14 protein-coding genes are annotated in these 11,831 nt (G+C 67.4%); 7 read left to right on the forward strand and 7 right to left on the reverse strand.

Features of this window, described 5'->3' with window-relative positions:
• Window positions 1-13: 13 nt before the first annotated feature.
• The 4 genes from ACZ3HV_RS18695 (at window position 14) to ACZ3HV_RS18710 (ending at window position 2,709) form a co-directional block, all read left to right on the forward strand.
• Window positions 14-538: a dihydrofolate reductase family protein gene (locus ACZ3HV_RS18695; RefSeq protein WP_465685895.1), complete on the forward strand. Its 525-nt coding sequence runs from the start codon at window positions 14-16 to the stop codon at window positions 536-538.
• Window positions 539-661: 123 nt separating this feature from the next.
• The gene (locus ACZ3HV_RS18700) at window positions 662-805 is read left to right on the forward strand and encodes a hypothetical protein (protein ID WP_465685897.1); all 144 of its coding nucleotides are present in this window, start codon (window positions 662-664) and stop codon (window positions 803-805) included.
• Between the two features lie 10 nt (window positions 806-815).
• Entirely contained in the window at window positions 816-1,577 is a 762-nt protein-coding gene (locus ACZ3HV_RS18705) for a 2OG-Fe(II) oxygenase (RefSeq protein ID WP_465685899.1), read from the forward strand.
• Between the two features lie 619 nt (window positions 1,578-2,196).
• Window positions 2,197-2,709, forward strand: coding sequence for an NUDIX domain-containing protein (locus tag ACZ3HV_RS18710; RefSeq protein ID WP_465685901.1), 513 nt, complete (start codon window positions 2,197-2,199; stop codon window positions 2,707-2,709).
• 582 nt (window positions 2,710-3,291) lie between these two features.
• On the opposite strand, the gene ACZ3HV_RS18715 is transcribed toward ACZ3HV_RS18710, so the two are convergent.
• The 4 genes from ACZ3HV_RS18715 to ACZ3HV_RS18730 all read right to left on the reverse strand — a co-directional run bounded on the left by ACZ3HV_RS18715 (window position 3,292) and on the right by ACZ3HV_RS18730 (window position 6,311).
• Complete coding sequence (locus ACZ3HV_RS18715; RefSeq protein ID WP_465685903.1) at window positions 3,292-4,134, reverse strand: carbohydrate ABC transporter permease; 843 nt, start codon at window positions 4,132-4,134, stop codon at window positions 3,292-3,294.
• The gene (locus ACZ3HV_RS18720) at window positions 4,131-5,087 is read right to left on the reverse strand and encodes a carbohydrate ABC transporter permease (protein ID WP_465685905.1); all 957 of its coding nucleotides are present in this window, start codon (window positions 5,085-5,087) and stop codon (window positions 4,131-4,133) included. The genes ACZ3HV_RS18715 and ACZ3HV_RS18720 overlap by 4 nt, the downstream gene beginning before the upstream one ends.
• Entirely contained in the window at window positions 5,087-5,377 is a 291-nt protein-coding gene (locus ACZ3HV_RS18725) for a hypothetical protein (protein ID WP_465685907.1), read from the reverse strand. The genes ACZ3HV_RS18720 and ACZ3HV_RS18725 overlap by 1 nt, the downstream gene beginning before the upstream one ends.
• 295 nt (window positions 5,378-5,672) lie before the next feature.
• Window positions 5,673-6,311 carry a hypothetical protein gene (locus ACZ3HV_RS18730; RefSeq protein ID WP_465685909.1) on the reverse strand — a complete coding sequence of 213 codons (639 nt, stop codon included), beginning with the start codon at window positions 6,309-6,311 and terminating at the stop codon, window positions 5,673-5,675.
• Between the two features lie 26 nt (window positions 6,312-6,337).
• On the opposite strand from ACZ3HV_RS18730, the gene ACZ3HV_RS18735 reads away from it, so the two are divergent.
• The 3 genes from ACZ3HV_RS18735 to ACZ3HV_RS18745 are packed head-to-tail and all read left to right on the forward strand — an operon-like array spanning window position 6,338 to window position 8,748.
• Window positions 6,338-6,817, forward strand: a complete 480-nt coding sequence (locus ACZ3HV_RS18735; RefSeq protein ID WP_465685911.1) for a GNAT family N-acetyltransferase — start codon at window positions 6,338-6,340, stop codon at window positions 6,815-6,817.
• 11 nt (window positions 6,818-6,828) lie between these two features.
• Entirely contained in the window at window positions 6,829-7,698 is an 870-nt protein-coding gene (locus tag ACZ3HV_RS18740) for an LLM class flavin-dependent oxidoreductase (protein ID WP_465685913.1), read from the forward strand.
• Window positions 7,699-7,755: 57 nt separating this feature from the next.
• Window positions 7,756-8,748 carry a formylglycine-generating enzyme family protein gene (locus ACZ3HV_RS18745; RefSeq protein ID WP_465685915.1) on the forward strand — a complete coding sequence of 331 codons (993 nt, stop codon included), beginning with the start codon at window positions 7,756-7,758 and terminating at the stop codon, window positions 8,746-8,748.
• A gap of 77 nt (window positions 8,749-8,825) precedes the next feature.
• On the opposite strand, the gene ACZ3HV_RS18750 is transcribed toward ACZ3HV_RS18745, so the two are convergent.
• Genes ACZ3HV_RS18750 through ACZ3HV_RS18760 form a run of 3 tightly spaced genes read right to left on the reverse strand, consistent with a single transcriptional unit; the run spans window position 8,826 to window position 11,789 of the window.
• The gene (locus ACZ3HV_RS18750; RefSeq protein ID WP_465685917.1) at window positions 8,826-10,073 is read right to left on the reverse strand and encodes an MFS transporter; all 1,248 of its coding nucleotides are present in this window, start codon (window positions 10,071-10,073) and stop codon (window positions 8,826-8,828) included.
• Window positions 10,070-10,555, reverse strand: coding sequence for a MarR family winged helix-turn-helix transcriptional regulator (locus tag ACZ3HV_RS18755; protein ID WP_465685919.1), 486 nt, complete (start codon window positions 10,553-10,555; stop codon window positions 10,070-10,072). Before ACZ3HV_RS18755 ends, ACZ3HV_RS18750 begins: the two co-directional genes overlap by 4 nt.
• A gap of 19 nt (window positions 10,556-10,574) precedes the next feature.
• Window positions 10,575-11,789: an MFS transporter gene (locus ACZ3HV_RS18760; RefSeq protein ID WP_465685921.1), complete on the reverse strand. Its 1,215-nt coding sequence runs from the start codon at window positions 11,787-11,789 to the stop codon at window positions 10,575-10,577.
• Window positions 11,790-11,831: the final 42 nt, after the last annotated feature.

An 11,831-nucleotide genomic window follows, 5' to 3' on the forward strand; every position in this document is an offset into this window, starting at 1 on the left:
CAAGGTGTGAGTCATGACCGGCACAGTGATCTGGCACATGACCATGTCCCTCGACGGCTTCATCGGCGACCGGGACGACCAACTGGACTGGAGTTTCGGTTCGACCGAGCCATCCGAACTAGCCGCCGAGGTCATCCGGACCACGGGCGCCTTCCTGTGCGGCGGCCGGCTCGTGGAGGCCGTCGGCGAGAACCGGCCGTACGGCGGTTCCTGGACCGGACCGGTCCTGATCTACACGCACAAAGACCCAGCGACCAACCCGATCCCGGAGTTCACCTATGTGTCCGGCGACATCCGCGACGTGGTCGCCGGCGGCCTGAAGGCGGCGGATGGCAAGAACCTCGTCGTCACCGGCGGCGCGGTGCCCCGGCTGGCTCTGGAAGCAGGACTGGTCGACCAGATCGTCCTGCACATCGTCCCGATTCTGCTCGGCGAGGGCGTCCGCTTCTACGACAGCCCCGGCGTCGAGCCAACCAAGCTCGAACTCCTCACGGCCGAAGCCATGAACTTCCGCTTCGAGGTCGTCAAGCCGAGCTGACCCGAGCCAGCGACCTGGCGATCAGGTCACCTACCTGGTCGAGCTCGATGAGGAAGCCGTCGTGACCGTACGGCGAGGTGACAGTGTGCACGGCCCAAGGCATCGGTCAGCGCGGCTTCGGCGGTGACCTGGTCCCGGACGGTGATCGCCGGGAACCTGCTCCCCCACGGCCGCCCCTCCGGCGCGTCGCTCGACGGGCCGGTGGTCCCCTGGCAACCACCGAGCACGTTCGCGGCGACGACGTACCAGTCGGCCGGATCGAGATAGGGTCCGTCCGGTGTCTCGCGTGCTGGACTCACACGCCGGCGGGCTGATCCGTTCCCTCTGTATGGACAGATACGCGCAGCGAGTGGCCAAAGCCGACTGGGACGCCGTGACCGCCGAGGTGAACGACCTCGGGTGCGCACTGCTGCCCCGCCTGCTCACGCCGGCGGAGGCGGCGCGGATCGCGGCCCTGTACGACGAGGTCGAGCACTTCCGCGCCACGATCGACATGGCCCGGCATCGGTTCGGCGAAGGCCAGTACCGGTACTTCGACCGGCCGTTCCCCGAGGCCGTCGAGGCGTTACGGCAGGCGCTCTATCCGCGATTGTTGCCGATAGCCCGTGATTGGTACTTGAAGCTCGGTCGTGAGGCGGAGTGGCCGGACACGCTCGACGAGTGGCTCGAGATCTGCCACCGCGCCGGGCAGCCCCGCCCGACCCCGATCCTCCTGCGCTACAGCGCGGGCGACTGGAACGCCCTGCACCGAGACCTGTACGGCGACAAGGTCTTCCCCCTGCAGGTCGTCATCAACCTCAACGACCCCGGCGTCGACCACACCGGCGGCGAGTTCCTCCTCGTCGAGCAACGCCCCCGAGCCCAATCCCGCGGTACCGCAACCCTCATCCCCCAAGGCCACGGCCTCGTCTTCACCACCCGAGACCGCCCCGTCCCCTCCACCCGAGGCTGGTCAGCCTCTCCCGTCCGCCACGGCGTCTCCCCCATCCACACCGGCCAACGCCACACCCTAGGCCTCGTCTTCCACGACGCCAAGTAAAACAACAAGCCCTCAAACACAGCCTCGCCCAAAGGACACGGCCTCAGGCCGCGGCTGCCATTCCGGCCGCCTCCGGTGGCAGTCGCCACATGCATTGCGGACTACTGCAGTCGGCGATGCAACGCAAACACCCGACCACGCACACCCACGGCACGGCCTCCGGCCGCGGCAGTTCCTTCGGCCACCTTCGGTGGCAGTCGCCCACCGGTGATCAGGAGCGCCGCGCTCGGCGAGCACAGCCCAGACACCTGGCACCAGTCCAAACCGCCGCACGAATGATTCGATGGGGCCTCACCCATTCGGCGACTGGGAATCTCTCGCCACCCGCGCCGACCTCCACCTCCCCAGCCACAGAAACCGCGGTGCGCTGACTGGCGTACCTAAGGGCGTACCTAAGAACAGGACGTAGTCGTCTACGCATACCCCGGGCTGAGCGTGAATCCGCCCAGCCCAGCACCCAGAACCGGACCACCTCCTGTTCTTAGGTACGCAACCCGACTCGTAGGCGACAATTTGAGGGCCAGCCGCAGAGGAGGTGGTGCCTTTCTGACGCGAACTGAAAGAGCCCTGCAGCTATTGCGAAAGGGACAGACCCGATGGCTCGACTAAGGTGTCCGGGGTGACCGGATCTTCATCGTCGCGGTCGACCGCGGTTCTACCAGTAGAGCAGTACGTTGCCGGGCTGGCTCGAAAGCGGATGGCTGCTGGTCTGTTGTTCCGTGATCGGTCAGATCAGATCCTCTTGGTCGAGCCTTCATACAAACCGAATTGGGAGATCCCGGGCGGGGCTGTCGAAGCCAACGAATCGCCGTGGTGCACAGCGGCCCGGCAGCTGGTCGAAGAGCTCGGAATCGACCGACCAACGGGCCGACTGCTTGTGGTCGACTACGTCCGGCCGCAGGATTTCCGACCAGAAGGCGTGATGTTCGTATCCGACGGCGGTGTGCTCAACGAGAACGACGTGGCGAGGTTCGTGCCGGCCGACGGCGAGATCGTATCTGCCGGCTTCTACTCGCTGAAGCAAGCAAGAAGGCTGCTGAAACCGATCCTGGCCGACCGCATCTCCGCCGCAATCGACGCAGCTCACAAGGGCGTGACAACACTCTGCGAAGACGGCGTCCCCATCACCTGAACCACTCACCCCGCCGCACGGACCCGCCCCGCCGTCTCGGCGGCTGGTCTTCCCGTCGGCGCAGCGGGAAGAGCCAGCGAGGCGTCGTGTGGAGTTTACCCGCGCTTCGGTTGCGGCTGTCATGGATGCCGTCGGCAAGCAGCAAACCGGCCAGATCACGGCGAGTCTTTGCAATCGGCGAATCGGCCCAAGAACCAGCCAGGGCACAGCCCAGACACCTGGCACGAGTGGTTCGACGAGGGCCTCACCCACTCGGCGACTGAGAATCTCTCGCCACCCGCGCCGACCTCTACCTGCTCACCCGCACCCACGGCACCACCCTGCGCTGATCGGCGTACCTAAGAACGGGACGTAGTCGTCTACGTATATCCCCGGCTGAGCGTGACTCGGCCAAGCCAACCGCCCAGAACCGGACCACCTCCCGTTCTTAGGTACGCAGCCCGGTTCATAGGCGACAAACCACTGGGCTGATCACCTTCGCGCGTGTCCGCGTGGCGCTCGCCGACCAGCGCACCCGCCACCACTCCGCGGACCAGCACCGAAGGCGCCGCGAGAGAACAGCCGCCGCCGACGGCGGTGGCCTTAGCCCTTTACGCCGGTGAGGGTTACGCCTTCTACGAAGTAACGCTGGAGGACGAAGAAGATGAGGATGATGGGGAGGATGACTACCAGGGAGGCGGCCATCAGGAAGCCCCATTGGGCTGTGTAGCTGGATTGGAATCCTGCCAGGCCCAGCGCCAACGTGAACTTGCTGTCGTCGGTCAGGTAGAGGAGCGGACCCAGGAAGTCGTTCCAGACGCCGATGAAGGTGAAGATCACCACGACGACGATGACCGGTCTCGACAGCGGCATGATCACGCCCCAGAAGACCTTCCACGGCGTTGCGCCGTCGATGTACGCCGCCTCGTCCAGCTCGTACGGGATGGTCAGGAAGAACTGCCGGAACAGGAAGATGTTGAACACCCCGCCACCCGCGCCGGCGAACCAAGCGGGCACGGTCAACGGGACGAAGGTGTCCAGCGCCCCGACCGAACCCCACATCACGAACGTGGGGATCAGCGTCACGGCGTACGGCAGCATCACGCCGGTCAGCAGCAGGCCGAAGATCAGGTTGCGGCCGCGCCACCGGAGCCGGGAGAAGGCGAACGCCGCCAGCGCGCAGGTCAGCACGGTCCCGGTGACGACCAGCACCTCGATGATCATCGTGTTCAGGAAGTAGCGCGCGAACGGTTGCGACCCGAGCGCACCGCTGAAGTTCCCCCATGCGAACGGACGCGGGATCCATTCCGGTGGCGAGACGAAGATCTGGTTGTCGTCCATCAGCGCGCTGCGCACCAGCCAGGCCAACGGCATGAGCATCACGAGGCTGCCGGCCGCGAGCAGCACCCAGACCGCGGTACGGCGGATGACCTCCAGACGCGTCATCGGGCGGCTCCCATCTCGTAGTACACCCATCGGCGCGCGTTCCGGAACAACAGCACGGTGATGACCAGGACCACGACGAACAACACCCAGGCGAGTGCGCTCGCGTACCCGATCTCGCTGTCGGTGAACGCCTTCGTGTAGAGGTAGTAGATGTAGAACTCGGTCGCGTTGTTCGGCCCGCCTTGCGTCATGATGTAGGCCTGGTTGAACACCTGGAACGTCCCGATCACCCCGGTCACCAGGTTGTAGAAGATCACCGGCGTCATGAACGGCAACGTCACATGCCGGAACCGCGCCCACGTCCCGCCGCCGTCGATCGCGACCGCCTCGTACAGCTGCCGCGGCACCCCCTGCAACCCGGCCAGGAAGATCACCATCGTGTTGCCGAATCCCCAGGTGCTCATCAGGATCAGCGACGGTACGGCGCTCCGTTCGCCGTAGATCCAGGTCGACGTCGGCAGCCCGCCTTGCCGGAGGAGGCTGTTCAGCAATCCGAAGTCGGGGTTGAAGATCCAGATCCACAGCACCGAGCTCGCCACCGCCGGTACGAGCGTCGGCAGGTAGTAGATCGTCCGCCACGCTGACCGCCCGCGCACGCCCTGGTTGACCAGGATCGCCACGGCGAATCCGACCAGCAGCGTCAACGGTACGACGCCGAGGGTGTAGTAGGTGGTGACGTTCAACGACTTCCAGAACAGGTGGTCGTGCGCCAGCCGGTCATAGTTGCCGAAGCCAACGAACCGGGCCGGCGCCCCGATCCGCCAGTCCGTCAGGCTGAAGAACAGCGAGGCGACCATCGGCCCGATCGTGAAGATCAGGAAGCCCAGAATCGCCGGCATCGCGAGCAACCATCCCCAGCGTGCCTCCGACCGGCCGAGTTCTGTCGGGCGACCTGGCCGGGTCGGCATCGTCCGCTGGGACGGCACCGTCTCCGTCTGCGTTGCTGTGCTCATCAGCTGCCGTTGACCGGGTAGGTGCCTTGCAGCAGGCCGCCGTTCAGTTTGGCGGCCAAGGGCTTGAGCACCTCCGCGGCCGGGGTCTTGCCCTGCTGGATGACCTGGATCGCCGGCGTCAGCACCTTGTCGATCGCCTCGATGTTGCGCAGCTTCTGGTAGAAGTACGGCGCCGAGTTGTTGACCGTGTAGTCGATCGCGGCGGTCTTGTACTCCGCCGGGTGCGCGTCGTTCTTGGTCCAGACGTCGATGTCCTGCTGGTCCGTGTAGTACCGCTTCTCCAGCGGCATCCACAGACCGGAGCTGAACAGATCGACCTTGGTCGGGTTGTCGTGGACGTACTGGGTGCGTTGTTGCCGAGCTGGGCCGGGGTCGGCGCGACCCGGTGCTTGTACATCAGATCGGCCAGGTCCTGGAACACGCCGATCGCCTCAGGCGTGTCCAGCAGGGACTTGCGCCCGGCCTCGTCGGTGAAGTCGATGCCCCGGCTGAGCAGGAGTGGCTGGTATACCGTCGGTCCGAGGCCCGCGGAGACGCACGGTTAGGCAACATGTTGCCGCGATTTCCGGACCACAGCGCGGTGGTCTATCCGGCGGACGCCAACCCGGAGCAGATGTCCCAGGCTGCCTGACGAAGGAGAGCCGAGGTGTCGGCGTCGAGGCCCTTCACCGGTACGTCGATGCCGACCGGGTCCTCGTTCAGGAGCGCGATCAGGAACACGCACGCCGCGAGGTAGCTGCCGGCCGGTGCGGGGTGGCTGTTGTCCGCGTCGTGCAGCACCGGCTCATCGTGATCGGCCAGGAATCGCTCCCAGACCATTCCGACGGGTACGAGCGTCGCGCCGAGCTCCACCGCGCTCCCGGCGTACGCGTCGGTGAGCGCTCTCTGGGTTTCCGGAGCGTTCCGTCGCGCCCACGTCTCGTAGAGGGCGGTCCGGGCGCCGGCCGGTTTGATCGCGGCGTCGAAGTCGCGAGCGCTCTCCCGGAACCGCGCCGGGCTTTTGATCGGGAGCGTGCTCTGCTCCTGCAGTACGACGGTGTCGAAGCCGCCGGACGCGATCGCTTCGAGTGCTGCCCCGGCGTTGAGGTGCTGCCGGAGCGACGCGCCGCCCGCGGAGATCAGCTTGTGCTCGAGGTCGATCCCCCGGGCTCCCGCCAGACCCTTCAGCAAACCAGGCAGGTTGTTCCGCGCCGTGAAACTGTTACCGACAAAGAGAATGCGCACACCCCGGACGCTACTATGCCGAGGTGATGCCTGGGCTTCGGATCGTGCCGGTGCAGGACGACAACACCATGCAGGACGACAACACCATGCAGGACGACTCCACCCTGCTGGACTGGCAGCGCGTCCACAACGAGATCATCCCGACCGCACCGTTGTCGGTGGACGAGATCCGGGAGCGAGCCGGCCGCAACGTCCTCGAGGTCGCGTACGACGGCGATCTCCTGGTGGGCAACTCGACCGTACGGCCGCCGTCGGAGGACACCACCGCGGCGACGGTGATCGCTCGGGTGCTGCCGGAGTACCGGCGCCGTGGATTCGGGGAGGCGATCTACCAGCGCTGCCTTGCCCGTGCGCGGGAGTTGAGCACTGCGGGGGTGGAGACGCACATCCTCGCCTCCAACGAGGACGGACTGCGGTTCGCCAGGGCGCACGGGTTCGTCGAGGTCGAGACGTACCTGCTGCCCGGCGACACTATTCCGTTCGTCGAACTGCGTCTCGATGAGTGAGGATTGCGGGCATGCGCTTCTCGATCAACGTGCCGAACTTCGGAGACTTCGCCGACGCTCACACGGTCGCGCGGGTAGCCGCCGCGGCCGAGGAGGCGGGGTGGGACGGGCTGTTCGTGTGGGACCACGTCGTGCACAGCAAGGAGCGGCGGCCCGGGCAGGCGTTCGGTGATCCGTGGATGCTGATGACCGCGGCCGCACTGGCGACGTCGCGGATCAAGCTGGGCCCGTTGGTGACGCCGGTGGCGCGGCGGCGACCCGAGCAGTTGGCGCGGCAGGTCGCGACGCTCGACGCGATGAGCGGCGGGCGGGTGATCTTCGGTGCCGGGCTCGGCGGGCCGATCGAGGACGAGTTCGGCAGCTTCGGCGACGAGACGGATCCGAAGGTGCTGGCCGAGAAACTGGACGAGGGCCTCGACCTGCTGGCGGCGTACTGGTCCGGTTCGACGGTCGATCATGACGGCAAGCACTACCGCGTCGACGACGTTACGTTGCTGCCGGCAACCGCTCAGCAACCGCGGCCGCCGGTGTGGATCGCCGGCTACTGGCCGCGGAAGGCGCCGATGCGACGGGCCGCGCGCTGGGACGGCGCCGTACCGCTGTTCAAGAACGCCAACCACGGCGAGGCCCCACCCGTCAACGAGCTGCGTGACCTGATGGCCTTCCTCCGTGAGCAGCGCGGCGACCGGACCACGCCGTACGACGTGATCGTCGGCGGCATCAGCCCCGCGGACCCGGCTCGCTCGCGCGCACTGATCGAGCCGCTCGCCGAAGCCGGCGCCACCTGGTGGGACGAACGCCAACTGATCACCGGCACAGACTTCTACCGCCTCGACCCAGTCCTCCGCCGGATAGAGCAAGGCCCCCCGACCCTCAGCTGACCGATCTCCCCTCAGCCCGGATGATGTGCGGACTGGCTGAGTTGAGATCCTGGGGGCATGACCGACGAGCACCCGTCCTGCTGCGCACCGGCGAGACCGGCGGCCTCCGCGCCCACGCCGGACGCCCAGCCGGCGCGGGACGCGGGAGCGGCGGCGGATGCCGGGGCCATGCAGGACGCGCGCCCCGCCGCAGCGCATCGGGTTCAGCAGGTGGTGGTTGGGGACGGCGAGTTTGTGATGGGCGACGGCACCGGGGACGGCAACCCTGGTGACGGTGAGACGCCGACGCATCGGGTTCGGGTCGCTGCATTCAGTATTGACGCGACGAGCGTGACGAATGCGGACTTCGCGCGGTTCGTCGACGGGACCGGGTATCGGACGGAGGCGGAGACCTTCGGGTTCTCCGCGGTGTTCCACCTGGCGTTGCAGGCGGAGCCGGATGAGGTGATGGGCCCGGCATCGGGTACGCCGTGGTGGGCCGGCGTACGCGGAGCCGACTGGCGGCATCCGGGTGGATCACGGTCGGATCTGGACGGGCTCGACGACCACCCTGTCGTACACGTGAGCTGGAACGACGCCGTCGCCTACTGCCGGTGGGCCGGTCGTCGCCTGCCGACCGAGGCCGAGTGGGAGTTCGCGTCCCGCGGCGGTCTCGAGAGTGCGCGCTATCCGTGGGGCGACGACCTGCTCGGCGACGACGGTGAGTGGCGCTGCAACATCTGGCAAGGCGTGTTCCCCCGGACGAACACCGAAGAGGACGGGTACCTCACCACCGCGCCGGTGCACAGTTTCGCGCCGAACGGGTATGGCCTGTGGCAGACGGTCGGCAACGTGTGGGAGTGGTGCGCGGACTGGTTCGGCCCGCGGTACTACAAGTTCTCCCCCGACGCCGACCCCCAGGGCCCGTCCCTCGGCGCGGCCCGGGTGATGCGTGGCGGCTCCTACCTCTGCCACGACTCCTACTGCAACCGCTACCGCAACTCCGCCCGCTCCTCCAACACCCCCGAGTCCTCCATGGGCAACACCGGCTTCCGCACCGTCGCTCTGTGAGCCTGAGGACAGGAGGTAGTGGGCCAGCGGCGGCCCCGGTCGAGCAGCTCAGACGGAAGACCGCCTGGCAAGCCGGACTACCTCCTGTCGTTAGGTACCTCGGAGGTTCGCAGACCGGGGGTGGTGGCGGCGACTGTTGCTACGGCGGCTACGCAGAGCAGGGCGCCTGAGGCGAGGGCGGTGACGGGCGAGGTGAGCTGGGCGACCAGGCCGCCGCGGAGGTTGCCGAGGTCGGGGCCGGCCTGGCCGACGATCTGCTCAGCGGCGCTGACCCGGCCGAGCAGTTCGCTCGGCGTGTGCAGCTGGACGATCGTGCTCCGCGAGACGACCGCCACGGTGTCCGCAGCGCCGGCCACGGCCAGAAACACCAACGCCAGCCACGGCGCGGGCGAGAACGCGAACAGCGCCAGCGCGATCCCCCACCCCGCCGACCCCGCCAGCATCACCACTCCATGTCGCGGCAGCCGGGTGAACGTGCCGGATAGCAACGACGCGGTGACCCCACCCACCGCGATCGCGGTCAGGAACAACCCGAGCGTCCGCGGATCGTTGCCGAACCGTTCCGCATTGATCACCGGAAACAGGCTGACCGGCATCGACAGCACAGTCGCCGCGAGATCGGTGATCAACGCACCACGGATCACCGGTGTCGACCCGACGAACGCCAGCCCTTCCCACACTCCCCGCAATCCGGCCTTCACGACAGCCTCGACCCGGAGATGAGGCAGCCCGAGTACGCCGTACAGCGCGGCGAGGAAACTGAGACAGTCGATCAGGTAACAGGCGCCCGTACCCCAAGCGCCCACCACCAGACCACCGATCGCCGGTCCCAGAAGCATCGCCCCCTGGAACGCGATCCGGTTGAGCGCGATCCCGGCGGCGAGGAGCTCCCGCGGCAGCAGTTGCGGCAGAACGGTCCGCGCGACCGGCCCGGCCGCGGCCGCGAACGACGCCTGCATGGCGACGAGCCCGAGCAGTACGCCGACGGGCACCGAACCGATCACCAGCTGACTCGCCATCACGGCCGACGTGATCAACTGCCCGCACGTGGTGATCAGGTAGAACCGACGCCGCTCGAACCGATCAACGGCCGCCCCCGCGAACAGCCCGAGCAGGATCAACGGCACCGCCTGCGACAACCCGACCGCACCGGTCCACGCGGTGCTCTGCGTCTGGTCCCACACCTGGAACATCACTGCGACAAACGCCAACTGCCCACCGAACGTCGACAGCACCTGACCGAACCACAGCCGCCGGAACACCGGCGAGGCCCGCAACGGCTCGAGGTCGATCAACGCCCGCCGTACGCCGAGCGCCCCCTTCACTTCGGTGCGCCGAGCTCTTGTAATTTCTCGGCGATCCGGTCGTGGAAGCTCTTCCGCGCCAGCGCTTCTTCGACATCCCGGACGACTTGCGTCATCGGGTACGGGAGCTCTGCCTCCAGTTCGGTGATCGCCGCCTCGGTGGCCCGCCACTCGGCCGCGAGCAGCTCGACGATCTTCTTCGCCTTCGCGGTCAGCGCGACCTTCTTGCTCCGGGCATCGGTCCCCGGCACGGTCCGCACCAGCCCTGCGGTCCGCATCGCCGACACCTTCTGGCTGAGCGCCGAATGCGTCCGGCCGACCGACTCGGCCAGCTCGGTGATCGTCATCGGACCTTTGGCGTGCAGCCGGAGCAGCTCCATCACGTAGCTCGGCTTCAGTCCCTTGATCTGCCGATCGGTGTAGATGCGCCCGATCTCGGCGTCCATCCGCGCCTGCAACTGGTGCAGGCCCCGCCACTGACTCTGCTCGGTCGGATCGTCCATGGCGGAATCATAACAGCACTTATATAAGTCCTGTTGCTTCGAGCTGAGCGGCCGGCCGGGAGGAGGCTGACCGCCTGATCCAGAGCGCGGCCAGTACGGCGGCCGGCACGCTGATCGTGACGAGGGTCGCGAAGCCGTACCGGGTGTCCGTCCGCCCGGTGACCACCGAGGTCACCAGCATGACGACGACCGTGGCGGCGAGCCCGTACCCGTTGGCGACGCCGAACGCGTGCCCGACCCGCGACTCGTCGACCGAGGTCATCAGCAACGACCGCGTCGCGATCCGAGCCTGCCCGAAGACGAACGCCCCGACGAGCACCAGCCCCATCAGCGCACCCACCCCGAAGAGCGGCTGCAGCAGGAGCAATACGTTGCACACCAGGAACCCCGCCAGCGCGACCCGAAGATCGCCGAACCGTACGGCGCTCCGCCGATACGCGATCGCAGCCAGCAAGAATCCGGCGCCTCCGACCGCATCCACGATCCCGAGGATCGCCGGACCACGGTGCCACTCACCGACGAGCAGCACCGGCAACAACGCGTTGAACACCGTCACCACCACAAGCCCCTGCCCGAAGAGCAGCGCAAGCGGCGCCAACGGCAGTGCAGCCCCGGTGACCCACCCAGTCGATCCAGCCGACTCGGTCGCGGCCGGGACGGCCGGCTCGGCGGGACGGCGGCGTGGGCCGGCCGCGGCAACGAAGAGCGCCGAGGCAACGAACGTCGTCGCGTTGAACACGAACAGTGGCGTGGAACCGAAGTACTGCAAGGCGAATCCGCCGACCGATGCCGATAGCAACATCCCGCACTGCAGCGCGATCTCGTAGTGCCCGTTGAAGCGCCGGAGCTCCGAGCCCGGCACCCGCTCGCGGACCAGAGCCGCACTGGTCGGCACGAAGAGCGCGGCGATGACCGCGAGCGCGAAGTTGCTCGCGTACACGAGCGCCTGTTGCGGCCCGCCGAGCGCCAGCCCGATCGGGAGGCACAGTGCCGCGACCGCGCTCAGCACATCACACCCGATCCACAGCCGGCGCCGATCGAAGCGGTCCGCGAGGCGACCGAAATACGGCGAGAGCACTGCCTGCGGTACGGCGACCGCGATGAACAGCCAGCCGACGTCCAGCATCGACCCCTGCGCGCGGACGAGCAGCAGCGCGGCGCCGATCAGCTGGATGTTGTTTCCGAGGGACGTGATGAAGGCTGCCGGCAACAGCAGCTTGTGTCGTTGGGTCACCCGTCTACGGTCACAGCAAAACCTGACAGTTCGTGGCAGTGA

The organism is Kribbella sp. NPDC020701, assembly GCF_055562215.1.